Raw genomic sequence first — 26,257 nt, forward strand, 5'->3', positions numbered from 1 at the left:
GTCACTCTCCTGTCTGTGCGGTGGAGCCGCGGACGGCGTCGGCGATCGCCGTCACCCATGGACGGCGCAGCAGTTGGAAGTGGTCGCCATCGGCGTGGCTGACCGTGAGCGTCCCGGTCAGCCCGCGCCACGCGGCGGCCATCCGGTCACGGCCCTCGCCGCGGCCGAGGACGAGCTCGGCGGGGCCGGCGAACACGCCCGGCCGGTGGGCCGCCAGCCCGGTGAGCATGTCCCGCCAGAAGGCGATCAGCGCGGCCGTGGTGGGGCCGTCCAGTTCGGCGACGGCGGCCGGATCGATGCCGAGCGCGGCGAACAGGCGGTCCGTGTCGGCCGACCGCAGCAGGGGCGCGGGCCCGTGCTCGGCGACCTCGCGGCGGAGCTGGTCGAGGGTGGCGATGTCGGCCCGCTGCGCCGCGGCGTCGGCGTCGGCGTCCGGCCGTGGATCGGTGTCGATCAGAACCAGGCGGTACGTACGGACCCCGCGCCCGGCGAGCGCACGGGCCACCTCGTGGGCGAGGATGCCGCCGGCCGACCAGCCCGCCACCACCGGCTCCCGGTCGCCGAGAACGGGTGCCAGCTCGTCGGCGTAGCGACGGGCAAGTTGCGCGATGTCGGTCGCGCCGGAGTCCGCCCCGAGGTGCCCCTGCAGGCCGTACGCCTCGACATCCCCCCGAACCTCGGCCAGCAGATCCCGGTAGCTGAAGAGCGTGCCGCCGATGGGGTGGACGAGGACCAGGGGACGCGCACCCCGGACGCCGCCGAGTGGCACCACGGCCGAGCGGCCGGACGGCAGCGTCGCGATCCGCTCGGCCTGATCGGCGACCGTGGGGGCGGTGTAGAGGTGAGCGAGCGGGATCTCGGTCCCGAACTCCGAGCTCAGCTGCATGGTGAGTCGGATGGCGAGCAGGGAATGCCCACCGAGAGCGAAAAAGTCGTCGTGCACACCAACCCGCTCGACGCCCAGCAAGCTCTGCCAGACGGCCGCGATCCGCTGCTCGGTCTCAGTCCGGGGAGCCACCACCTCCCGACGAGACAACTCCTGCGGCTCCACCAACGCCCGCCGATCCAGCTTCCCACCGGCCGTCATCGGCAACGCCGCCACCGCCACCACCACCACCGGCACCGCAACCGCCGGCAACCGAGCAGCCAGATACTCCCGATCCGGCACCACCCCACCGGCCACCACCACATGCCCCACCAACTGCCGCCGATGCACACTCACCGCCGCCGCCACCACCGCCGGATGGCCACGCAGAACCGCCTCCACCTCCTCCAACTCCACCCGCTGACCCAAAACCTTCACCTGCAGATCCCGACGACCCAAAAACTCGATCTGACCATCCACCGTGTACCGGCCCAGATCACCGGTCCGATACAAACGACAACCCGCCCCACCAAACGGATCCGGCACAAACACCCCCGCCGTCAAACCCGGACGCCGCACATAACCCCGACCCACACCCGGACCACCCACCACGATCTCCCCCACCGAACCCGGCGGAACCAGATCGAGCCCCTCATCCACCAGATACACCCGGGCATTGCCATACGGACGCCCCAGCACCGGAGACGCGTGCGCGGCGATGTCCGCCACGGCCACCTCGACCGTCGTCTCGGCAGGCCCATAGGTGTTGTAGGCCGTCAACCCCGGACGGGATCGCAGTGCCTGCCACAGATCCGGCGGGCACGCCTCCCCGCCGATCGCGATCAGCCGCGGCGGGTACGGAGCGTCCAGCAGCCCCGCCTCCACCATCACCTGCACCTGTGACGTGGTGGCATCGATGACCTGAACCGCGAGCTCCGGATCCTGCGCCCACGCCACCAACTGCCGCGGATCACGGCCCTCCGCACCCGATACCACGACCAGTCGGTGGCCGCCGAGCAGGGGCAGGATCTGAGCCAGGAAGAAGTCCGAGATGAACGCCGACGACCCGGTCAGCACCCGGGCAGGGCTGCCGATGCGGGGCAGCAGCATGCGTTCGGCGAAGTTGGCGAGGCCGCCGTGCTCGACCATCACACCCTTGGGCCGCCCGGTCGAACCGGACGTGAACATGACGTACGCCAGATCCCGCGCACCCACCCGGGGCAGGACCGCGTCCGCGTCACCATCGGGCGGCAGCGACGGCCACGCACAGGGCTCCCGCGACACCACCACGACCGGCTCGGCATCCTCCACCATCGCAGCCAGCCGCGCCGCCGGCAGGTCCGGATCCAACGGCAGGAACGCACCACCCGCCTTCCACACCGCCCACACCGCCACCACCGCATCAACACCCGGCCGCAGGTGCAGACCCACCACGTCACCGCGATGCACACCGGCCACCACGAGGCAGCGCGCCAGCGCCTCGCTGCGCGCATCGAGCCCGGCGAACGTCACCATCTCCCCACCCGACTCCACCGCCACCGCTTGCGCCCATCTGCCCGCCCGCTCCCGCAGCAGCTCGTGCACCGGAACGTCGAACGCCGGCGCCGCAGCATCGCCGGTCCACGCGGCGATCCGCTCGCGCTCCGGGCCGCTCGCGGCCAACAGCTCCGACACCGGCCCGCGACCGCGAGCCCCCCGATCCGGATGGGCGAGGCGACCGGCCTCGCCGTGGGACCCTTCCCCGCCGACCGCCGCCAGCAGATCCGCGAACGACCCCAGCAGCCCCTCGGCCTCCCCGGCCGCGAAGATCCCGGCGCCGAACTCCACCGTCAGGTACAGCCCTTCGGTCGTGCGGGTCGCACTCAGGGACAGGTCGAAGTGGCTGTCGCGGCTCTCGATCGGCAGGTCGCGCACGGCGAGCCCGGTGGCCGGCCGGGATACGGCGGGGGTGAACGCGAACATGGTCCGGAACAGCGGGTTGACACCGTCGGCACGGTCGGGCGCAACCGCGCGGACCACGTGCTCGAACGGCGTCTCCTGGTGGGCGAGCGCCGCCAGGACCACCGATCGGACCCGCCGCAGATGGGCCAGGAAGTCGTCGGCCGGGTGGACCGTCAGCCGTACCGCGAGGGTGTTGACGAAGAAGCCCACCACCGGAGCCAGGTCGGGATGCGAACGCCCGGACACCGGGACCCCGACGGTGATGTCCCGTTCGCCGGAGCTACGGGCGATCAGGAGGCTGTACGCCGCCAGGTACGCCATGAACTCGGTCGCGCCCGCCTCCCGGCGAGCCTGGTCCAGCGCGGTCAGCCGGTCGGCCGGGACGAGCCGGGAACGCTCGCCGGGGGCGGCCCCGCGGTCGCTGGTCCGGTGCGGCCACGCCGAGGTGGGTACGTCTTCGAGCGTACGGCGCCAGAACGCGAGGTCCCGGTCGGCGCGGCCCGCCACCTGGTCGCGGTGCCAGGCGGCGTAGTCGGCGTAGGTGACCTCCAGCGGCGGCAGCTCGGCGGCGCCGCCCATGCCGTACAGCTCCCACATCTCACGTTCGAAGATGCCCATCGACCACTCATCGACGGCGACGTGGTGCGCGACGAACAGCACGACGTGCCGGTCCGCCGCCGTACGCCAGACATTGACCCGCAGCATCGGCCCGGTGGTGAGGTCGAACGGCTGCCGGGCCGCCCGCTCGACCAGCCCCGGCAGCTCGGTCTCAGCGGCGTCGCGCACCGTCAGGTCGGTCCGGCCCGCGAGACCGATCCGCTGCACGACCCGGCCGTCCGCGTCGAGGTGCAGCGTGGTGCGCAGGGCCTCGTGGCGGGCGATGAGCGCGTCCACCGCCGTGCCCAGTGCCGCCACGTCGAGCTCCCCGTGGATCTCGTAGCCCCAGGGAACGTTGTAGGCCGGGTTGTCCGGGGCGAGCTGCCACAAAAACCACTGCCGCTCCTGCGCGTGCGACGCGATCCCGGCCCGCCCCACCCGCGGAATCCGCTCGACCCCGCCACCATGCCGATCGACCAGCTCCGCCTGCGCCGCCACCGTCGGCCGCGCGAACACCTCGTGCAACGCAACCTCGGCACCCAGCTCCGCACTCACCCGCATAGTGAGCCGGATAGCAAGCAGAGAATGCCCACCCAGAGCGAAAAAGTCATCGTGCACACCAACCCGCTCGACACCCAGCAAGCTCTGCCAGACCTCAGCGACCCGCCGCTCCGTCTCAGTCCGAGGAGCCACCACCTCCCGACGAGACAACTCCTGCGGCTCCACCAACGCCCGCCGATCCAGCTTCCCACCGGCCGTCATCGGCAACGCCGCCACCGCCACCACCACCACCGGCACCGCAACCGCCGGCAACCGAGCAGCCAGATACTCCCGATCCGGCACCACCCCACCGGCCACCACCACATGCCCCACCAACTGCCGCCGATGCACACTCACCGCCGCCGCCACCACCGCCGGATGGCCACGCAGAACCGCCTCCACCTCCTCCAACTCCACCCGCTGACCCAAAACCTTCACCTGCAGATCCCGACGACCCAAAAACTCGATCTGACCATCCACCGTGTACCGGCCCAAATCACCGGTCCGATACAAACGACAACCCGCCCCACCAAACGGATCCGGCACAAACACCCCCGCCGTCAAACCCGGCCGCCGCACATAACCCCGACCCACACCCGGACCACCCACCACGATCTCCCCCACCGAACCCGGCGGAACCAGATCGAGCCCCTCATCCACCAGATACACCCGGGCATTGCCATACGGACGCCCCAGCACCGGAGACGCGTGCGCGGCGATGTCCGCGCACGTTGTGTCGACAGTCGTCTCGGCCGGGCCGTAGATGTTGTGGGCGGCCACCCCGGGCCGCGATTGCAGGGCCCGCCACAGGTCCGGCGGGACGGCCTCCCCGGCCGGCTCGAGCAGCCGCGGCGGGTACGGAGCGTCCAGCAGCCCCGCCTCCACCATCACCTGCACCTGCGACGTGGTGGCGCAGATGACGTCCACCGCCCGCTCCCGATCATGCGCCCGCTCCACCAGGTGGCGAGGGTCGCGGCCCTCCAGGCCGGAGAGGACGAGCAGCCGGTGGCCGCCGAGCAGCGGCAGAGTCTGTTCCAGGAAGAAATCGGAGATGAACGCCGACGTGCCGGTGACGACACGGGCGTGCTCGCCGACCCCGGCCCGGCGCAGCCGGGGCAGCAGCAGGCGCTCGGCGAAGTTGGCGAGGCCGCCGTGGTCCAGCATCACGCCCTTGGGCCGGCCGGTCGAGCCGGAGGTGAACATGACCGACGCCAGGTCCCTCGCACCCACCGCTGGGAGGACGGCGTCACCATCCCCATCGGGCGGCAGGGCCGGCCACGGGCACGGCTCCCGCGACACCACCACGACCGGCGCCGCGTCCTCCACCATCGCAGCCAGCCGCATCGGCGGCAGGTCCGGGTCCAACGGCAGGAACGCACCGCCCGCCTTCCACACCGCCCACACCGCCACCAGCGCATCCACCCCCGGCCGCAGGTGCAGACCGACGACGTCGCCACGACGTACGCCACCAGCCGCCAGGCGACGCGCGAACGCCTCACTACGCGCATCGAGCCCGGCGAACGTCAAGCTCTCCGCGTCCGACTCCACGGCGACCAGGTCCGGCCACCACCGCGCACGCTCCCGCAGCAGCTCGTGCACCGGAACGTCGAACGCGGGAACCGCCGCATCGCCGGTCCACCCGGCGATCCGTTCACGCTCGGGGCCGTTCGCGGCCAGCAGCTCCGACACCGGCCCACCGGCTGCGGCCAGAAGGTCCGCGAACGTGCCCAGCAGATCCTCGGCCTCCTCCGGCCCGAGGATCGCGGTGCTGAACTCCAGGTTCAGGTGCAACCCCTCGGTCGTACGGGCGGTGCCCAGCAACAGGTCGAAGTGGTTGCCGCCACTCGCGATCGGCAGGTCCCCGAGGGTCAGCCCGTCGGCGCCCGGTTCGGCCGGGCCGTCGCCGGATCCGGCGTCCGGGGTGAACGAGAACAGGGTGCGGAACAGCGGGTTGACGCCGTCGGCACGGTCGGGCGCGACCGCGCGGACCACGTGCTCGAACGGCGTCTCCTGGTGGGCGAACGCCGCCAGGACCACCGATCGGACCCGCCTCAGGTACGTCAGGAAATCCTCGGCCGGGTCGACGGTCACCCGTACCGCGAGGGTGTTGACGAAGAAGCCCACCACCGGCGCCAGGTCGGGGTGCGAACGCCCGGACACCGGCACGCCGACGGTGACGTCCCGATCGCCCGAGCGGCGTGCGATCAGGAGGCAGTACACCGCCAGGTACAGCATGAACTCGGTGGCGCCCGCCTGGCCACGGATCCGGTCGAGCCCGCTCAGACGGTCGGCCGGGATGAGCCGGGCGCACTCGTCGGCGGAGCCGGATCCCGCAGAGGGCTGGGGCCAGGACGACGTGGCGCCGTCGAGTGCCTCCCGCCAGTACGCGAGATCATCGTCCGCCCGGCCCGCCACCAGATCCCGGTGCCAGGCCGCGTAGTCGCCGTAGCGGACAGCCGGCGACGGCAGCACCGCACCGCGGTACAGCGCCCACAATTCCCGTTCGAGTATGCCGATCGACCACTCGTCGACGGCGACGTGGTGCGCGACGAACAGCACGACGTGCCGGTCCGCCGCCGTACGCCAGACATTGACCCGCAGCATCGGCCCCGTGGTGAGGTCGAACGGCTGCCGGGCCGCCCGCTCGACCAGCCCCGGCAGCTCGACGTCACCTGCTCGCGAGAAGGACATCGCGCCCGGTTCGGCGGCGCCGACCATCGGCACGACCCGGCCGTCCGCGTCGAGGTGCAGGGTCGTCCGCAGCGACTCGTGCCGTTCGAACAGGGTGTCCACCGCGCTGCCGAGCACGCCGAGGTCCAGCTCGCCCCGCACCTCGTAGCCCCAGGGAACGTTGTAGGCCGGGTTGTCCGGGGCGAGCTGCCACAAAAACCACTGCCGCTCCTGCGCGTGCGACGCGATCCCGGCCCGCTCCACCCGCGGAATCCGCTCGACCCCGCCACCATGCCGATCGACCAGCTCCGCCTGCGCCGCCACCGTCGGCCGCGCGAACACCTCGTGCAACGCAACCTCGGCACCCAGCTCCGCACTCACCCGCATAGTGAGCCGGATAGCCAGCAAAGAATGCCCGCCGAGAGCGAAAAAGTCGTCGTGCACACCAACCCGCTCGACACCGAGCAAGCTCTGCCAGACAGCCGCGATCCGCTGCTCGGTCTCCGTTCTCGGAGCCACCACCTCCCGGCGGGACAACTCCTGCGGCTCCACCAACGCCCGCCGATCCAGCTTCCCACCGGCCGTCATCGGCAACGCCGCCACCGCCACCACCACCACCGGCACCGCAACCGCCGGCAACCGAGCAGCCAGATACTCCCGATCCGGCACCACCCCACCGGCCACCACCACATGCCCCACCAACTGCCGCCGATGCACACTCACCGCCGCCGCCACCACCGCCGGATGGCCACGCAGAACCGCCTCCACCTCCTCCAACTCCACCCGCTGACCCAAAACCTTCACCTGCAGATCCCGACGACCCAAAAACTCGATCTGACCATCCACCGTGTACCGGCCCAAATCACCGGTCCGATACAAACGACAACCCGCCCCACCAAACGGATCCGGCACAAACACCCCCGCCGTCAAACCCGGCCGCCGCACATAACCCCGACCCACACCCGGACCACCCACCACGATCTCCCCCACCGAACCCGGCGGAACCAGATCGAGCCCCTCATCCACCAGATACACGCGGACGTTCCCGTAGGGCCGGCCGATCAGGGGGGACTCGTGTGCCCCGATGTCCGCCATGGTCGCGTCGACCGCCGTCTCGGCCGGGCCGTACGTGTTGTGGGCCCGCACGCCCGTACGGGATCGGAGTGCCTGCCACAGATCCGGCGGGCACACTTCCCCGCCGATCGCGATCACCCGCGGCGGGTACGGAGCATCCAGCAGCCCCGCCTCCACCATCACCTGCACCTGCGACGTGGTGGCACCGATGACCTCAACCGCGAGCTCCGGATCCTGCGCCCACGCCACCAACTGCCGCGGATCACGGCCCTCCGCACCGGAAACCACCACCAACCGGTGCCCGTCCAGCAGCGGCAGGATCTGCTCCAGGAAGAAGTCCGAGATGAACGCCGACGACCCGGTCAGGACGCGCACGTTCGCACCGGTCCCGACGCCGCCGCTGCGCAGGCGTGGCAGCAGCAGGCACTCCGCGAAGTTGGCGAGGCCGCCGTGCTCGACCATCACACCCTTGGGCCGCCCCGTCGAACCGGACGTGAACATGACGTACGCCAGATCCCGCGCACCCACCCGGGGCAGGACCGCGTCCCCGTCACCATCGGGCGGCAACGACGGCCACACACAGGGCTCCCGCGACACCACCACGACCGGCGCCGCGTCCTCCACCATCGCAGCCAGCCGCGCCGCCGGCAGGTCCGGGTCCAACGGCAGGAACGCACCACCCGCCTTCCACACCGCCCACACCGCCACCACCGCATCAACACCCGGCCGCAGGTGCAGACCGACGACGTCGCCACGACGTACGCCACCAGCCGCCAGGCGACGCGCCAGCGCCTCACTACGCGCATCGAGCCCGCCGAACGTCAGACGCTCCCCACCCGACTCCACCGCCACCGCGTCCGGCCACCATTGCGCGCGCTCCCGCAGCAGCTCGTGCACGGGGGCGGCGGCCGCGGGCGCGTCCGTGCCCCGCCAGGCGGTGAGCAGCCGGGTCTGCTCCGGGTCGAGCAGGACGGACGCACGGTGATGGGTCTCCCCGGCCCGTACCATTGCGTCCAGCACCCGCAGGTGGAGGTCGCGCACCTGGCCGACCTGGCCGTCGGTGAGGTCCCGGAGGGAGTAGCCGATCTCCAGGAGCAGCCCGCCGGCGTCGAGGTCGTGGCTGACGGTCACGTCCAGCGGGAAGTTGGTGCGCGCCACGCCGGGCTGCACCTCGGCCGGGTCCCGGTCGAGCGTGCCGTCCACGGTGAGCCGCGCGATCCGGTGGAAGTTGTTGTAGGTGAAGTTGGTCTCGACCAGCGGTGTGTCGCGGCCGAACTCCCGCTGGAGCAGGGCCATCGGGTAGCGGCGGCGCGGCAGCAGGTCCCGCTCGGCGCGCAGGACGCCGCGGACCAGGTCCAGCCAGCTGCCCTCGGACAGCCGCACCCGCAACGGCACCGTGTTGAGGAAGAGCCCGCGCGCCTCGGCACCGTCCGGCTCCTCCAGGCGCCCGTTCACCGTCGTGCCGATGAGAACGTCGGTGGACCCGGTGACCAGGCCGATCACCTTGAGATGGGCGGCGAGCACGACCGTCTTGAGGGGCACTGCGGCGCGCCGGGCGAACTCCTCCAGCGCCGCCAGCAGCTCGGCGGAGATCGGGGTGGTCAGGGCGCCATGGCCGGCGGCCTCGTCGCGGTCGTGTCGCTCCTGCGGCCGTACGACGAGGGCGGGACCGCCGGACCAGCGGGGCATCCGCCCAGCGGGAGCATCGGCGAGCCGGTCCCGCCAGAACTCCGCGATCTCCGGCGAGCCGGCCGCCGCCCGTTCCGCGGCGACGAAGTCCCGGTAGAGCGACCGGAGCGGCTCGGCCGGCGGCTGGTCACCGGCGAGCAGCCGCCGGTACAGGTCGGTGATCTCCGAGATGGTGGAGACCATGCTCCAGCCGTCCAGGATCGCGTGATGCTCGGTGATGGTCCACTGGAACGCCTGGTCGGACAGCACGTGCACGGCCATCCGGAACAGGGGCGCCACGGACAGGTCGAACCGGGCGTGCTGCTGCTCGCGGACGTACTCGCCCAGCGGACCGGCCGATCCTCCGCGGAGGTCGACGACGGTGAACGGCACCTCGACGGCGCTGTGCACCAGCTGCATCGGCTCGCCGAACCCGGCCAGGTCGAACGAGGTGCGCAGCACCGGATGCCGGGCCACCACCCGGTCGACCGCCTCCCGGAAGCACGCCTCGTCGAACCGGCCGGCCAGGCGCAGCGTCTCGACGTTGTGGTACGGATTGCGGGCCCGGTCGCGCTCCATCTCGAAGACCATGCCGACCTGCAGCTGGGCCATCGGATAGGCGTCGGCCAGCCCGGCCGGCAGCAGCGCCCGGTCCTCCGGAGCGACCAGGGAGAACGGCTGGGTCGCCGGCACCTCGGGGCGGATGGTCAGGTCCAGGACCGAGGCCTGTTCGGCGAGCGTCGGTGCGTCGAGGACCTGCTGGAGCTCGAGGGTGAGCCCGGCATCCCGGGCCCGGCCGACGATCTGGATGCTGCGGATGGAGTCGCCGCCGAGGGCGAAGAAGTTGTCGTGCCGGCCCACCCGGTCGACGCCCAGCACCTGGCGCCAGATGCCGGCCAGGGTCTCCTCGACGTCGCCGCTCGGCGGTACGTACCGCTGCTCCAGCGACGGCCGGTCGGTCCCCGGTTCCGGCAGCGCCCGCCGGTCGACCTTGCCCTGCGGGGTCAGCGGAAGGGCGGCCAGGGCGACGAAGTGGCGCGGGATCATGTAGTCCGGCAGGCCCCGGCCGAGCCAGGCCCGCAGCTCGTCGGCGGTCGGCGCACCCGTCCCGGCCGGGTCCGGCACCAGGTAGGCGACCAGCTCGGTGCGGCCCTCCGGGTCGGCGTGCGGAACGACGGCGGCTTCGAGGAGCCGCGGGTGGGTGGCAAGCGCGTTCTCGATCTCCCCGGTCTCGATCCGGTACCCGCGGATCTTGACCTGGGTGTCGGCCCGCCCGAGGTACTCCAGGCTCCCCTGCGCGTTCCATCGGGCCAGGTCGCCGCTGCGGTACAGGCGCGCGCCGGGGGTGCCGGACAGGTGGTCGGGCACGAACCGCCCGGCGGTCAGCGCCGGCCGGCCGACGTAGCCGCGGGCCAGCCCGGCGCCCGAGATGTACAGCTCGCCGGTGACGCCGACCGGGCTGGGCACGCCGTCGCGGTCCAGGACGTGCGCGCCGAGGTCCGGCAGCGGCCGGCCGATCCGGCTGACCGTTCCCTCCACGTGGCCGGCATCCAGCTCCAGGTACGTGACGTGGACGGTGGTCTCCGTGATGCCGTACATGTTCACCAGCAGCGGGGACGTGTAGCCGTGCCGGGACGCCCAGCGGCGTACCGACGGGCGGTGCAGGGCCTCGCCGCCGAAGACCACCACCCGCAGCGCGAGGTCGCCGCCGGCCCGCTCGTCCACCGTCTCGAACTGGCGGAACGCGGACGGTGTCTGGCTGAGGACGGTCACCCGTTCGTCGCGGACGAGCTGGTGGAACGCGTCGGCGTCGCGGCTCACCGCGTACGGCACCACCACGACCCGGCCGCCGCTGGTGAGCGCGCCCCACAGCTCCCACACCGAGAAGTCGAACGCGAAGCTGTGGAACAGCGACCACACGTCGCCGGGGCCGAACGGCAGGTGCTCGCGGACGCCGCGGATCAGCCGCACCACGTTGCGATGGCTCACGGTCGTCCCCTTCGGGCGGCCGGTCGACCCGGATGTGAAGATCACGTAGCAGCCACTGTCCGGATCGACCGCGGGAAGGACCGCGTCACCGGGATCCGTGTCGCCGGCGAGGTCGACCAGGGCCCAGGGGCCGCCCGGCACCCGGGACGCGGTGGCCGCGTGCACCACCACCAGCGGCGCCGCGACGTCGCGCAGCATGAACTCCATCCGCTCGGCGGGGAACGCCGTGTCCAGGGGCACGTACACCCCACCGGCCCGCACCACGGCCAGGCAGGCCACCACGGTCTCCCACGACCGGTCCAAGCAGACGCCGACGCACACCTCGGGGCCGACGCCGAGGCGGCGCAGCCGGCGGGCCAGCCGGTCGCTGCGCTCATCCAGCTCCCGGTAGGTCAGGGAGGTTTCGCCGCCGGTCAGCGCCACCGCGTCCGGCCGCGCGCGGGTCGCGGCTGCCACCAGCTCGTGCACTGTCGTCGCACTCGGGACGGGCGAGGCCGGCAGCGACCACGCCGCAACCTGTCCGGCCTCCCGGCCGGAGGCGAGTGCGAAGGTGGTGTGCCGCGACGACGGGCCGGCGGTCATCGCCCGCAGGCAGCGCACGTGATAGTCGCGCAGGAGTGTCACCTGGTCGGCGGTGAGCTTGCGGGTGTCGTACTCGAGCTCCAGGCGCAGCCCGGAAGCTCCGGCTTCCCTGCTCACCGAGACGAGCAGCGGAAGGCTCGTGCGTGACGAGCCCGACGGGCCCTGTCCGGCCGCGTCGATGCGCCACCCGCCCGTACCGTCGGCCAGGTCGCCGAAGCGGTGGAAGTCGTTGTACACGAAACCCGCCTCGAACAGCGACGCGCGGCCGAGCTCGCGTTGCAGGGCCGCCATCGGGTAGCGGCGGTGCGGCATGACCTCGTGCTCGGCGTCGAGGACGGCCCCGGCGAGGTCGCGCCAGCTTCCGTCCGGGAGCGTGACCCGGAACGGCAGGGTGTTGAGGAAGAGGCCGCACACCTCGGCGCCGTCCGCCTCTTCCAGGCGCCCGTGCGAGGAGAGGCCGATTGTGACGTCCCGGCCGCCGGTGACCGCGGCGACCACGCGCAGGTGAGCGGCGAGCACCGCGGTCTTGAACGGGACGCCGGCCCGGCGGGCGAACTCCTCGATGTCCGCGCGCAGGTCGTCGCCGAGCGGGGTGACCAGCGAGCCGTGGCCCAGTGCCTCGTCCCGGTCGTGGCGCTCGCCCGGCAGCGTTTCGCCGAGCGTGCCGTGGCCGGTGACCGACCAGCGGGGCAGCGGGCTCCCGTCGCTGCCGGCCAGGTGGTCGCGCCAGTAGTCGCGCGTCGCCGGGCTGCGCAGCGCCTCACGTTCCGCCGCGATGAAGTCCCGGTAGAGCGAGCGCAGCGGGGCGGCGCCGGGGTCGCGCCCGGCGAGAAGCTCCTCGTGCAAGGAGGTGATCTCGGAAAGCATGGAGGTCAGGCTCCAGCCGTCGAGGACGGCGTGGTGTTCGGTGACCGTCCACTGGAACGTCGTGTCGGACAGCAGGTGGACGGCCATCCGGCAGAGCGGCGCCTCGGTCAGGTCCAGCGGCGTGCCGCGCTGTTCGCGGAGGTGCTCGTCGATGACGGCCCGTTGCCTTTCCGCCGGTTCGCCGCGCAGGTCGCGGACGGTGAACGGGATCTCGGCGGCGGGGTGGACCAGTTGCAGGGGCTCGCTGAAGCGGCTCATCGCAAAAGAGGTGCGCAGGACCGGGTGCCGGGCGGTCACCCGGGCGAGTGCCTCGCGGAAGCACGCCTCGTCGAACGATCCGGTCAGCCGCATGGTGTGGACGTTGTGGTAGGGGCTGCGGCCGGGGTCGCGCTCCATCTCGTACACCATGCCTGCCTGCAGCTCCGACATCGGGTACGCGTCCGCCAGGCCGTCCGGCAGCAGCTTCCGGTCGTCCTCGGTGACGAGCGAGAACGCCTCGGACCGGGGTCCCGCCGTGCTCTGAGCGAGGGCGGCAGCGAAACCGGCCGGGGTCGGATCGGCCAGCAGGGCCGCCATCCCGGCGGTCAGTCCCGCCTCCCGGACCAGCCCGAGGACCTGGATGCTGCGGATGGAGTCGCCACCGAGGTCGAAGAAGTTGTCGTGCCGGCCGACCCGATCCACGCCCAGCACCCGGCACCAGATCTCGGCCAGCAACTCCTCGACCGGCCCCTCCGGCGCCACGTACTCCTGCGCCGCTTCCGGCCGGACCGACTCCGGATCCGGCAACGCGCGGCGGTCCACCTTCGCCCGCGGCGTCAACGGCAGAGCGTCCAGAAAGACGAACAAGCGCGGAACCATGTACGCCGGAAGCCGGGCGCCCAGCCACGACCGCGCCTCACCGGACGACAGACCCCCGCCGTCCGCCACCAGGTAGGCCACCAGGTCCCCGCGCGCGGCGACCACCACGCATTCCCGGACGTCCGGGTGCCCGCGCAGGGCGGCCTCGACCTCGCCCAGCTCCACCCGGTAGCCGCGGACCTTGACCATGTGGTCGGTACGGCCCAGGAATTCCACCAGGCCGTCCACCGACCACCGGCCGCGGTCCCCGGTGCGATAGAGGCGTTCCCCGGCCCGGTACGGATGCGGCACGAACCGCTCGGCGGTCATCGCCGGGCCGAGGTACCCGCGCGCCAGGCAGGGACCCGACACGTACAACTCGCCCGCAGAGCCCACCGGCACCGGCAACCCGGCCTCGTCGAGAACCCACACCTGGGTGTTGACCAGGGGCAGCCCCAACGGCAACGCACCCGCCGGCACCGAGCCCCGCCGGTACACACCGCACACCGAGAACGTGGTCGTCTCCGTCGGCCCCCAGCAGTTGACCACCTCCAGATCCGGGCAGCGGTCCAGGATCCGCGTCACGTGCCCCGGCGAGACGGTCTCGCTGCCGGTCAGCAGGCGGCGCAGGCCGTCGAACATGCCCGGCTCGTGGTCGACCAGCAACGCGAACAGGGACGCCGTCGCGTGCAGCACGGTCACGTCGAACCGGGCGACCCATGCCGCGATCTCCTGCGGCCCGAACCGAACCGCCGGCGGCAGTGCCAACCGGCCACCACCGGCCAGCGGCGCCCACACCTCGAACGTGGACACGTCGAACGAGGCGGGCGCGATCTGCAGCAGGGTGTCGCCGGCCGGCACCGTCATGGCGTCGCCGGCGTGCATCAGCTCGCTGACGTTGCGGTGCCGGGTCACCACTCCCTTGGGCTGCCCGGTCGACCCGGACGTGAAGATCACGTAACAGCCGTGGTCCGGCCCGGCACCGCCCGGGAGGTCGTCGGCGTCGCCGTCGGCCCACAGCTGTTCGCCGGCCACGAGCTGCTGCCAAGGGCCCTCGGGAACGGCGTCGCCGGCGGTGAGCACGAGCGGCACCCGGGCCCGGGTGAGCATGAACCGTAGCCGGTCGGCCGGGAGGTCGGGGTCGAGCGGCACGTACATGCCGCCCGCCTTGAGCACGGCCAGCCAGCTGGTCACCATCGCGACCGAACGGCGGACGGCGACGCCGACCGCGGTGTCGGGGCCGACGCCGAGGTCCCGCAGCCGCCGCGCCATCCGGTTGGCCCGCGCGTTCAGTTCGCCGTACGTCAGCGACCCGGTCTCGGTCACGAGCGCCACCGCGTCCGGCGCCTCGGCGGCACGCCGTTCCACGAGCCGGTGCACGGGGTCCGCAGGCACGTCGGCGGTCCGCGAGTTCCAGGACTCCAGCAGCGCGCGCTCGCCGCCGCCCAGCAGGGGTACCCATCGATGTCCGGCGGTCGGATCCGCCGCCATCGCGGTCATCACACGGACGTAGTGGTCGCGCAGGACGGCGATCTGCACGGCCGGGAACGCCCGTGCGTCGTACTCCATCTCCAGGCTCAGACCGCCGGTTGCGGGATCGCGGCCCACCGCGACGACCAGCGCGAAGTGCGTACGGGAGACGTCGGTGAGATCGTCCCCGCCGTCGGCCGCCGCGACCGGGATCTGCTGGAAATCGGTGTAGACGAAGTTGGTCTCGAACAGCTGCGAGCCGCCAAGCTCCCGCTGGAGCGCGGCCATCGGGTAGCGCTGGTGCGGCAGCAGCGCGCTCTCCGCGTCGAAGACCGCCCCGATCAGGTCGCGCCAGCTGCCGACCGGCAGCTCCAGCCGGAACGGCACGGTGTTGACGAAGAGGCCGCACACATCGGCGCCGCCCTCCTCCTCCAGCCGCCCGTTCGCGGTGAGGCCGGCGACGACATCGGCGGAGCCGGTGACCAGGCTCATCACCTTCATGTGGGCGGCCAGCAGCACCGATTTGAGCGGCACCCGGCAGGTGCGGGCCAGGTCCCGCAGCCGGGGAACCAGATCGGCCGGCAGCGGGCTGATCAGCGAGCCCGGGCGGTGACGCTCGCCCGCGACCGGGTCGGCGGCCGGCATGACCGGGCGGTCGGCCGGCCAGCGCGGCAGGCGGCTGTCCGGCCGCTCGTCCAGCAGGTCCTGCCAGAACTCGCGGCTCTCCGGCGCGTCGCGGGCCTCCCGTTCGGCGGCTATGAAGTCCCGGTACGTCGACCGCAGCGGTGCAACCAGCGGCTGCCGTCCGGCGAGGAGCCGACGGTAGCCGTCGGTGATCTCGGCGACCAACGAGGCCAGGCTCCAGCCGTCGAGAATGGCGTGGTGCTCGGTGACCGTCCACTGGAAGGCGTCGCCGGCCAGCACGTGCACGCCCATCCGGCACAGGGGCGCCGCCGTCACGTCCAGCGGCGTCCGCCGCTCGGTGTCCAGATAGGACGTCAGGGTCGCCCGGACGGTGTTCTCGTCGGCCGCCCGCAGGTCCACCACGGTGACCGGGACCTCGGCCACGTCGTACACGAGTTGCATCGGCTCGCTGAACCCCACGAGCGCGAACGAGGTGCGCAGGATCGGGTGGCGGGCCACGACCCCGGCCACCGCCCGCCGGAACCGGCGCTCGTCGAACCGTTCCGGGATCCGGAGGGTGTGCACGTTGTGGTAGGGCAGCCGTTCGGGGTCGCGCTCCATCTCGTACACCATGCCGACCTGCAGCGCCGACATCGGGTAGGCGTCCTCGATCGCGCCGGCCGCCTCCCGGCGTGGCATCACCTCCGTCACCGCGCGTCCCCGCCCGGCCCGCGCGCGGACAACCGCTCCCGGTCGCAGTCGGAGAGCAGGTCGAACGCCGACGTCCTCGCCCGCTTCGGGACCGATCCGCGCGGCTGGACGGCCTCCGCCAGGCTCGCCACGGTGGGATGCCGGTGCAGGTCCTGCAGGCCGACGGTGAGCCCGTTCGCGCGGGCGTGCCCGACCAGCTGGATGTTGCGGATGGAGTCGCCGCCGAGGTCGAAGAAGTTGTCGTGCCGGCCGACCCGGTCCACACGCAGCACCCGGCACCAGATCTCGGCCAGCAGCTCCTCGACCGGGCCCTGCGGCGCCTCGTACTCCTGGCCCACATCCGGGCGTACCGGCTCCGGTTCCGGCAACGCGCGGCGGTCCACCTTCGCCCGCGGCGTCAACGGCAGGGCGTCCAGAAAGACGAACAAGCGCGGAACCATGTACGCCGGAAGCCGGGCGCCCAGCCACGACCGCACCTCGCCGGACGAAAGACCCCCGCCGTCGGCCACCAGGTAGCCGACCAGGTCCACCCCGGCCGCCCCGTCCGGCCGGGTCACCACCACGCACTCGCGAATCCCCGGGTGCTCACGCAGGGCGGCCTCGACCTCGCCCAGCTCCACCCGGTAGCCACGGACCTTGACCATGTGGTCGGTCCGGCCCAGGAACTCCACCAGGCCGTCCACCGACCACCGCCCGCGGTCCCCGGTCCGGTAGAGCCGCTCCCCCGCCCGGAACGGGTGCGGCACGAACCGTTCCGCCGTCAGCCCCGGCCGGCCCAGGTACCCCCGCGCCAGGCAGGGACCCGACACGTACAGCTCGCCCGCAGAGCCCACCGGCACCGGCAACCCGGCCTCGTCGAGAACCCACACCTGGGTGTTGACCAGCGGCGACCCCAACGGCAACGCACCCGCCGGCACCGAGCCCCGCCGGTACACACCGCACACCGAGAACGTGGTCGTCTCCGTCGGCCCCCAGCAGTTCACCAGCTCCAGATCCGGACAGCGCTGCAGGATCCGCGTCACGTGCCCCGGCGAGACAGTCTCGCTGCCGGTCAGGAAGCGGCGCAGCCCGTCGAACGTCGCCGGCTCGTGGTCGACCAGCAACGCGAACAGGGACGCCGTCGCGTGCAGCACGGTGACGCCGGCCGCGGCCACCCACTCCGCGATCTCCGCCGGGCCGTACCGTTCGGCCGGGGCCAGGACCAGACGTGCCCCGCCGACCAGCGGCGCCCACACCTCGAAGGTCGAGTTGTCGAAGGACAGCGGTGCCAGCTGGAGCAGCGTGTCGGTGGGGCCGAGGGTGAGGAAATCACCGCCGTGCAGCAGCTCGGTGACGTTGCGGTGCCGGGTCACCACTCCCTTGGGCTGCCCGGTCGACCCCGACGTGAAGATCACGTAGCAGCCGTGGTCCGGCCCGGCGCCGCCCGGGAGGTTGCCGCCGTCGCCGTCGGTCCAGAGTCCATCGTCGGCCACGAGCTGCTGCCAGGGTCCCTCGGGAACGGCGCCGCCCGTGGTGAGGACCAGCGGCGCCCCGGTCTGGGTGAGCATGTACTCCACGCGCTCGGCCGGGTAGTCGGGTTCGATCGGCACGTAGACGCCGCCCGCCTTGAGCACGGCCAGCAGGCAGGTGACCGTGGCGATCGACCGGTCCATGCAGAGCGCCACCGGCACGTCCGGGCCGACGCCGAGGTCACGCAGCCGGCGGGCGGCCCGGTTCGCGCGCGCGTTGAGCTCGCGGTAGGTCAGCGCGGTGCCGCCGGACTCCACCGCGACCGCGTGCGGCGCCGCCGCGGCCCGCGCCTCCACCATCCGGTGCACCGGTGTCGGCGGCACGTCGGCGGTCAGCGAGTTCCACGAGTCCAGCAGCGCCCGCTCGTCCTCGCCCAGCAGCGGCACCGACCGGTGGGCCGCCTCGGGATCGGCGACCATCTCGGTCATCGCCCGCACGTAGTAGTCCCGGTACAGCAACACCTGGTCGGGGGTGAGGACGTCGGTGTGGTAGTCCATGCCGAACAGCAGCCGGTTCGAGTACGGGTTGCGGACCATGCCGACGTTGAGCGGGAAGTTGGTGGGCTCCACCCGGTCCGTCGCGAAGCTGTCGATCTTGCCGTCCTCGATCCGCATGAGGCCGGGACCGAACGCGCGATCCAGCACGTGGAAGTGGTTGTGGACGAAGTTCACCTCGAACAGCGGGTCGCCGCCGACCTCCCGTTGCAGTGCGCCGAGCGGATACCGGCGGTGCGGCAGCAGCTCCCGCTCGGTCTCGAAGACCGCCCGGATCAGGTCGCGCCAGCTGCCGTCCGGCAGGGCGATGCGGAACGGCACGGTGTTGAGGAACATGCCCCGGACCTCGGCCCCGCCCTCCTCCTCCAGCCGGCCGTTGGCGGTGAGCCCCACCAGCAGGTCGGAGGTGCCGGTGACCAGGCTCATCACCTTGAGGTGGGCGGCCAGCAGCACCGCCTTGAGGGGGACCGCGCACCGGCGGGCGAGGTCGCGCAGCCCGTCGCAGAGGTCCTCCGGCAGGAGCGTCTCGACGGCGCCGTAACCCTGGTCGGGGTAGTGCGCGCGCCATTCATGCGGCTGCGCGCGCCCGGACACCAGCTCGGGCCGGTCGGCCGGGCGGCGGGGCAGCCGGCAGTCCGGGCGGTCGCCGACCCGGTCCAGCCAGAACCGGCGGCTCTCCTCGGACGCCAGGACCTCCCGCTCGGCGGCGATGAAGTCGCGGTACGCGGAGTCCGGCGGGGTGAGCACCGGGTCCTCGCCGGCCAGCAGCCGCTGGTAGACCTCGGCGATCTCGGAGATGGTGGAGTGCAGGCTCCACCCGTCGAAGATCGCGTGGTGCTCGGTGAGCGTCCACTGGAACGACTCGTCGGTCAGCCGGTGCAGGGCGAAGCGCAGTAGCAGCGGGCGGGAGTGGTCGAACGGGCGCCGCCGCTCGGCCAGCACGTACGCGTCGAGCGCCTCGTCGCGGGCCGCCTCGTCGAGGTGGCGAAGGTCGACCACGGTGAACGGCATCTCGGCGGCGCTGTACACCAGCTGCATCGGCTCGCTGAAGCCGCTGAGGTCGAACGCCGTCCGCAGGATGGGATGGCGGGCGACCACCCGGGCCGTCGCCTCCCGGAAGCGCTCCTCGTCGAACGGGCCGACGATGCGCAGGCCGTCCAGGTTGTGGTACGCCCGGCGCTCGGGGTTGAGCTCCATCTCGTAGACCATGCCGACCTGGAGCTCCGCCATCGGGTAAGCGTCCTCGACCCCGTCCGGCAGCAGGGCCCGGTCGCGGTCGGCGAGCATCGCGAACGGCTCGCGGTCGGCCGCCGCCACCGGCGCGGCGGTGCGCACCAACTCGGCCAGCCCGGCCGGCGTCGGGCTGCGGAACAGGTCCTGCAGGTCGAACGCGAGCCCGTTGCTGCGGGCCCGGCCCAGCACCCCGATGCTGCGGATGGAGTCGCCGCCGAGGTCGAAGAAGTTGTCGTGGCGGCCGACCCGGTCCACCGCCAGCACCTCGCCCCAGATCTCGGCCAGCAGCTCCTCCACCGGGCCCTGGGGCGGCACGTACTCCTGGGCGAGCTCCGGGCGTACCGCCTCCGGCGCGGGCAGCGCCCGGCGGTCGACCTTGCCCTGCGGGGTGAGCGGCAGCACGTCGAGGACCACGAAGTGGCGGGGCACCATGTAGTCCGGCAGCCGCCGGCGCAGCCACTCGCGCAGCTCGTCGGGAGTCGGTGCGGCGCCGTCGGCGACCAGGTAGCCGGCCAGGTCGACCTGGCCGTCGGCGCCGGCGCGGGCGATGACGGCCGTCTCCAGCAGGCGCGGGTGCTGTCCGAGGACGGCTTCGATCTCGCCGGTCTCGATCCGGTAGCCGCGGACCTTCACCTGCGAGTCGGCCCGCCCGGCGTACTCCAGGCCGCCGCGCGTGTTCCAGCGGCCGAGGTCGCCGGTGCGGTAGAGGCGGCGACCGGGGCGTCCGGTGCGGTCATCGGGCCCGAACCGTTCGGCGGTCAGGCCGGGCCGCCCGGTGTAGCCGCGGGCGAGTCCGGCCCCGCCGACGTGGATCTCCCCGGTCACCCCGATCGGGCAGGGCCGCCCGTACCGGTCGAGCACCTGGGCGACCACACCGGGAAGGGGCTGCCCGATCTGAGTGAGATCGCGGTCGAGGTCGTCCTCGACCAGAGCCAGGTACGTGACGTGCACAGTGGTCTCGGTGATGCCGTACATGTTCACCAGCAGCGGTACGTCGTAGCCGTGCCTGGCAGCCCAGCGCCGGACCGACGGCCGGTGCAGCGCCTCGCCGCCGAACACCACCGCCCGCAGCGACAGCTCGCCGCCGGCCTGGTCGTCCGCGGTCTCGAACTGGCGGAACGCCGACGGCGTCTGGCTGAGGATCGTCACCCGTTCGTCGCGGACGAGCCGGTGGAACGCATCGGCGTCGCGGCTGACGTCGTAGGGCACCACGACCAGGCGCCCGCCGGTGGTCAGCGCGCCCCAGACCTCCCAAACCGAGAAGTCGAACGCGAAGCTGTGGAAGAACGTCCACACGTCGTCCGGGCCGAACGGCAGCCGTTCCCGGACGCCGTCCAGGAGCCCCAGGACGTTGCCGTGGGTCACCGTGGTGCCCTTCGGCCGGCCGGTCGACCCCGAGGTGAAGATGACGTAGCAGCCGTTGCCGGGACCCACCTCGGGCAGGGCATCCGCGTCCGTACCCTCGTCGTCGAGCTCGCCGACGCCGGCGACGCGCCACGGGCCGTCCGGGACCACCCCGGCCGTAGGCGGATGGACCAGCACGATCCCGGCGCCGACCTCGCGCAGCATGAACGCCATCCGGTCGGCCGGAAACGCGGTGTCCAGCGGTACGTACACGCCGCCCGCCCGCAGAATCGCGAGGCAGGCCACCACCATCTCCGGTGACCGCGTCATGCAGACGCCGACACAGTCCTCCGGGCGTACGCCCATCGCCCGCAGCCGCCGGGCCAGCGCCGTGCTGCGGCGGTCCAGTTCCGCGTACGTGAGCGTCTCCCCGGCGCAGGTGATCGCCACCGCGTCCGGCCGGGCGGCGGCGGCGCGCGCGACGAGGTCGTGGACCGTGCCGGTGGGCGACGGCCGCTCCTGACCCGCCCAGCGCCGCAGCCGTTCGGCCTCGTCCCCGGACGCCAGCTCGATCCGGCTCAGCGGGACGTCCGGATCGGCGACCACCCCCTGCAGCAGGGTCTCCCAGTGGCTGACGAAGGTCCGCACGGTCGCGGCGTCGAAGAGGTCGGTCGCGTACTCCACGTCCAGCCGCAGCCCGTTCGCCCCGCGGTAGACCGACCAGGTGAGGTCGTACTTCGCCGTGCCGGTGTCGACGGCGGTGCGCTCGATGCCGACGCCGTCCGCCAGCGTCTCGGCGGCGTCCTCCTCGTGCAGGCCGAACACCACCTGGACGACCGGGTTGAAACTGAGGTCGCGCGCCGGGCGCAGGTGGTTCACCGCGAGGTCGAACGGCACCCGGCTGCGCGACAGCGCGTCCAGCACCCCGGCCCGGGTGCGGGTGACCAGCTGGCGGAACGTCGGGTCGCCGTCCAGGGTGGTGCGGATGACCAGCGAGTCCGCGAAGAAACCGACCATCTCGTCGAGCGCCGCCGGTCCCCGGCCCGCCGTCGGCGAGCCGAGCACGATGTCGTCACGGCCCGCGTGCCGGGCCACGAGGGCCTGAAAGGAGGCGAGGAGCGCGACGTACGGCGTCACCCCCTCGCCGGCGGCGAATTTCTCCAGCGCCGTGACCGGGATGCCGGGCAGGGCGAACCGGTCGGTGCGGCCGCGGTAGCTCAGCTCGGCCGGGCGCGGGCGGTCGGCGCCGAGGTCGAGGACGTCCGGGGCGCCGGCCAGGGCCCGGGTCCACGCCTGCAGGGCCCGGTCGGTGGCCTCGCCGGTCAGCGTCTCGCGCTGCCAGAGGGCATAGTCGGCGTACTGGACTTCCAGCGGCTCGCCGGGGTCCGCGCCGGCCCGGTAGGCCTCGGCGAGCTGACGCTGGAAGACGCCGAACGACCAGCCGTCGAAGGCGATGTGGTGGAACGTCAGCTGAAGCCAGTGGGTCTCCGCGCCCAGCCGGAACAGGTGCGCCCGGACCATCGGACCGGCGGCGAGGTCGAAGGGGCGTCGCGCGTCCTGGTCGATCAGCGCCCGGGCAGCGCCCTCCCCGGCCGTGGAGAGGTCGGTCACCGGGCACGGCAGGTCCCGGCTCGCCAGCACCCGCTGGCGGGGGCCGTCGGGGCCCTCCTCGAAGACGGTGAACAGCACGTCGTGCCGGTCGGCCACCGCGCGCAGGGCACCGATCAGGCGGCCGGCGTCCAGCGGGCCGGTGAGGCGCAGGACGACCGGCATGGTGAACACCGGCCGGCCCGCCAGCCAGCGGTCGAGGAACCACAGCCGTTGCTGGCCGTGCGACAGCGGACCCCGTTGTGCCGTACGGGGGCGTAATGCCGCGGCGGCGGATGCGTGGAGGCTTCCCATGATTCCCTTCCCGCTGATTTCAAAAAGGAGCTCGGCAGACTTTTGCCAAAGGGATCGGGAGCCAGGCTATGAAGCGCCGATCAAAGGGGTCAAGAGAGCGATGCAGCGACGATAGGAAAGTGATAGTCGCCGGAAGCCAATAGCAATTCCTTGGCCTGGACGTCCGGCCGCCCGGCATGGTTAAAATCGTCACCGCTCGGGAAAGGAGCCGGCATGCTCGACACCTCGGCATTGGTGACCCGGCGGGGCCTCGTCCTGCCGGACCGGATGCCGTTCGACAAGTGGCTCGGACTCGGCGGCCATCTCTCCGATTTGTACACGTCATCGGCGTGGTGCCTCGGGGACTGGCTCATCTACGGGGAGACCGCGTTCAGCGGCCGGTATCAGGACGCGGTGAAACTCACCTCGCTGGACTACCAGACCCTGCGCAACCACGCGTGGGTGGCGCGGCGCTTTCCGATGGCTCGCCGCCGCGAGGGGCTGAGCTTCACCCACCACGCCGAGGTGGCCGCCCTCGTCCCGCCCGAGCAGGAGTTCTGGCTGCGCAAGGCGGAGGAGCACGGGTGGTCGGCGAAACGTCTGCGCCGCGAGGTGAAGGACAGCATCCTGCAGCGGGCCGCCGACGCCGGCCGCGCGGCTCGGGGCGCCACCGTCGTGCTCAACATGTCGATCCCGGTCGAGCGGCTGGAGTCCTTTCAGGAGGCGGCCGGCAGGCTCGGCCTTTCCTTGGCGACCTGGGCGGAACGGGCGCTGGCCAGCGCCGCGGCCCAGGCGTTCGACGAGCACCAGCGGGCGGTCGCGCTCACCCCCACGAGGTCACCGCACGCAACAGGCCGGCGGAGGCGTCCGTGAAGTCGTGGTGCCCGCCGTCGACGACCTGGAACTCGACCGACTCCGCATAGTCGCGCCACCCCCGCAGGTCGTCGAGGCTCACCTCGTCGTCGTCCCGCCAGTGCAGGACGACGATGGGGAACCCGACGGCGATCGGCTCCTTCCGGCGGTACTCGCGCGCCGCGTCGAGATCGCGCAGCAGCACCGACATCCCCATCCGGACCATGTCCGGCCATGGCTCGAGTCCACGGCGCCGCATGACCGATTCCAGCTCGGCGCGCAACTCGGGCTCGGTCATGGTGAGCATTCGATCGCGTGCGGCGTCGTGCGGGGCGACCTGCCCCGACACGTACAGGCACATCGGTTGGGGCAGGCCACGGTCGCGGAGAAGGACGGCCGCCTCGAAGGCCGGCAGCACTCCGGCGCAGTGCCCGAAGAAGGCGTACGGGCGATCGAGTGCCGACGCCAGCCCGTCGACCAGGCCGGCGGCCAGCCGCCGGTAGGTGCCGTAGTGGGGTTCGGCCAGCCGGTTCTCGCGGCCGGGGAACTGCACCGGGCAGATCTCGACGTCGCCCACCGTGTGCGGCCAGGCCCGGAAGGCCGAGGCCCCGGCCCCGGAGTACGGAAAGCAGAAGAGCCGGGCCCGGGAGCCGCCGGCCGGGGGCCGGACGAGCCAGGAACCGGCCGTCACGGCAGCGACTCCATATAGGCGGATATCGACGCCACCGTCGGATTGAGGTACATCTCGTCCATCGGTATTTCGAAGCCCATTTCGTCGATGTAGGCCCGCTGAATCCGGGCCATGATCACGGAATGGCCGCCGAGGGCGAAGAAGTCCTGTTCCGGCGTTATATCGGAACGCTCCAGCTCGCGGCACCAGATGGCGCGCACCTCATCCACGAACACCTTGTTCCTTTCGCCTGTCCCGGAGGACATCCAGCAATGCGAACCGGTCCGACTTCCCGTGCGGGCTCAGCGGGATCCGCTGGACGCTGACGAACTCGGCCGGCACCATGGTGCGCGGCAGCGTCTCCAGCAGCCGCGCGCCGAGCTCGTCGGACGCCAGATCGCCGCCCTCCGGCACCACGAAGGCGATCAGCTCGGTGTCGCCGGAGTCGGTGGGGCTGCTCACCACGGCGGCCTGCCGGACCCCGGCCAGCCGGCTCAGCGCGCGCTCGACGTCGGCCGGGTCGATGCGCATCCCCCGCACCTTCACCTGCGCGTCGATCCGCCCGGCGACGACCAGATCGCCGTCCGCATTGACGTAGCCACGGTCGCCGGTGCGGTACAGCCGCCGCGGCACCCCGTCGACCTCGACCGTCGTGAAGCGCGCCGACTCCGGCCCGGCGCCGTTGAGGTAGCCCGCGCCGACTCCCGCACCGGAGATGCCGATCTCGCCGTGCTCCCCCGCCTCGACCCCGCGCATCCCCTCGTCGAGAACGTGGATGTCGATGTTGTGCACGGGCCGGCCGACCGGTGCGATCTCGTGGTCGCCGGGCCGGTAGCCGGCCATGTCGAAGGAGGTGGCGACGTCCGTGCACTCGGCCACGCCGTACTGGTGAAGCAGGACGCAACCGGTCACGTTCCGAAGCCTCTCGGCGTGCAGCGGCTCCCCGCCGAACAGGATGTGATCCAGTCCGCTGAGGGCAGTCCCGCCGGACGCCTGCTCCCAGTCCGCGAGCACGTAGAGGGTGCTCGACGCGCAGTGCACCGTGCGGATGTCGTGGCGCTCCAGCATGCGGTAGGTCAAGGCGGGGTCGAAATTGCGGCTGGCGATCAGGTACTGCGTGGCGCCGCAGAACAGCGGCGTCATCAGGCTGCGCTGGGACAGATCGAACCCGAACGCGCTGACCACCAGGTTGTTCGACCCACGGCGCAGCCCGAAGTCGTCCTGGAGCCAGTTGAGCAGGTTGAACCAGCCCTCGTGGCGTACGGCGGTCAGCTTCGGGATGCCGGTCGACCCGGACGTGAAGATCGCGTAGCACAGGTCATCACCGGTGACCGTGACATCCGGCGCTGTCGCGGGGCGGCCTTCGAGGTCCTTCCGCAACGCTTCCAGGTCGACGATCTCCACCCCCGCGGACGCCACCAGCTCCGCCGTCACCGGGGAGGCCACGATCAGGGCGAGATCGGGAACCTGCCCCAGCAGCAGCCGCAGCCGCTCCGACGGGTAGTTGGGGTCGAGCGGCACGTAGGCCGCACCGGCCTTGAGCGCACCGAGGATGGCGACGAGAAGATCGACCGAGTACCTGAGGCAGACCCCGACCAGGGCGCCCCGGCCGTACCCCCGCGAGACGAGGAGGTTGGCGAATCGGTTGGCCCTGGCATCCAGTTCCCCGTACGTCACCTGTTCCCCGCCGCAGACGACAGCGACCGCCTCCGGCCTGGCCCCGGCGTACGCCTCGAACCGCCTGTGCACCACGGGTGCCGCCGGCAGGGACACCCGCTTCCCGTGCAGAATCACGATCCCACCCGCCTGTCTTGTTGGCGAGACATCCGAGATGAACGC

The 26,257-nt window shown here is 72.3% G+C and carries 7 protein-coding genes; 1 reads left to right on the forward strand and 6 read right to left on the reverse strand.

From position 1 onward, the window contains the following. Nucleotide 1 precedes the first annotated feature (1 nt). The 3 genes from C8E87_RS01910 to C8E87_RS46235 form a co-directional block, all read right to left on the reverse strand. Nucleotides 2-16,435 (reverse strand): non-ribosomal peptide synthetase, encoded by a 16,434-nt coding sequence (locus C8E87_RS01910; protein WP_133871475.1) that lies wholly within the window; start codon nt 16,433-16,435, stop codon nt 2-4. Next, on the reverse strand, nt 16,432-22,917 hold the full coding sequence (locus C8E87_RS01915) for a non-ribosomal peptide synthetase (protein ID WP_133871476.1): 6,486 nt from the start codon (nt 22,915-22,917) through the stop codon (nt 16,432-16,434). The genes C8E87_RS01910 and C8E87_RS01915 overlap by 4 nt, the downstream gene beginning before the upstream one ends. 89 nt (nt 22,918-23,006) lie before the next feature. After that, the gene (locus C8E87_RS46235; protein WP_275409108.1) at nt 23,007-23,132 is read right to left on the reverse strand and encodes a hypothetical protein; all 126 of its coding nucleotides are present in this window, start codon (nt 23,130-23,132) and stop codon (nt 23,007-23,009) included. Here C8E87_RS46235 and C8E87_RS01920 point away from each other — a divergent pair. Continuing rightward, on the forward strand, nt 23,131-23,769 hold the full coding sequence (locus tag C8E87_RS01920; protein WP_133871477.1) for an LmbU family transcriptional regulator: 639 nt from the start codon (nt 23,131-23,133) through the stop codon (nt 23,767-23,769). The genes C8E87_RS46235 and C8E87_RS01920 overlap by 2 nt on opposite strands. Here C8E87_RS01920 and C8E87_RS01925 read toward each other — a convergent pair. Genes C8E87_RS01925 through C8E87_RS01935 form a run of 3 tightly spaced genes read right to left on the reverse strand, consistent with a single transcriptional unit; the run spans nt 23,720 to nt 26,212 of the window. Beyond that, complete coding sequence (locus C8E87_RS01925) at nt 23,720-24,439, reverse strand: thioesterase II family protein (protein WP_133871478.1); 720 nt, start codon at nt 24,437-24,439, stop codon at nt 23,720-23,722. The two genes, C8E87_RS01920 and C8E87_RS01925, sit on opposite strands and share 50 nt — an antisense overlap. Then, complete coding sequence (locus C8E87_RS01930; protein ID WP_239080386.1) at nt 24,436-24,648, reverse strand: acyl carrier protein; 213 nt, start codon at nt 24,646-24,648, stop codon at nt 24,436-24,438. The genes C8E87_RS01925 and C8E87_RS01930 overlap by 4 nt, the downstream gene beginning before the upstream one ends. After that, a complete protein-coding gene (locus tag C8E87_RS01935; protein WP_133871480.1) occupies nt 24,641-26,212 on the reverse strand; it encodes an amino acid adenylation domain-containing protein in 1,572 nt (523 codons plus the stop codon). Before C8E87_RS01935 ends, C8E87_RS01930 begins: the two co-directional genes overlap by 8 nt. Nucleotides 26,213-26,257: the final 45 nt, after the last annotated feature.

It is taken from the genome of Paractinoplanes brasiliensis (assembly GCF_004362215.1).
In the GTDB taxonomy this organism is placed as follows: Bacteria; Actinomycetota; Actinomycetes; order Mycobacteriales; family Micromonosporaceae; genus Actinoplanes; species Actinoplanes brasiliensis.

Coding starts and splice junctions, on each gene's coding strand:
- C8E87_RS01915 (WP_133871476.1), bottom strand. CDS start 22,917: ATGGGAAGCCTCCACGCATCCGCCGCCGCGGCATTACGCCCCCGTACG.
- C8E87_RS01920 (WP_133871477.1), top strand. CDS start 23,131: ATGCTCGACACCTCGGCATTGGTGACCCGGCGGGGCCTCGTCCTGCCG.
- C8E87_RS46235 (WP_275409108.1), bottom strand. CDS start 23,132: ATGCCGGCTCCTTTCCCGAGCGGTGACGATTTTAACCATGCCGGGCGG.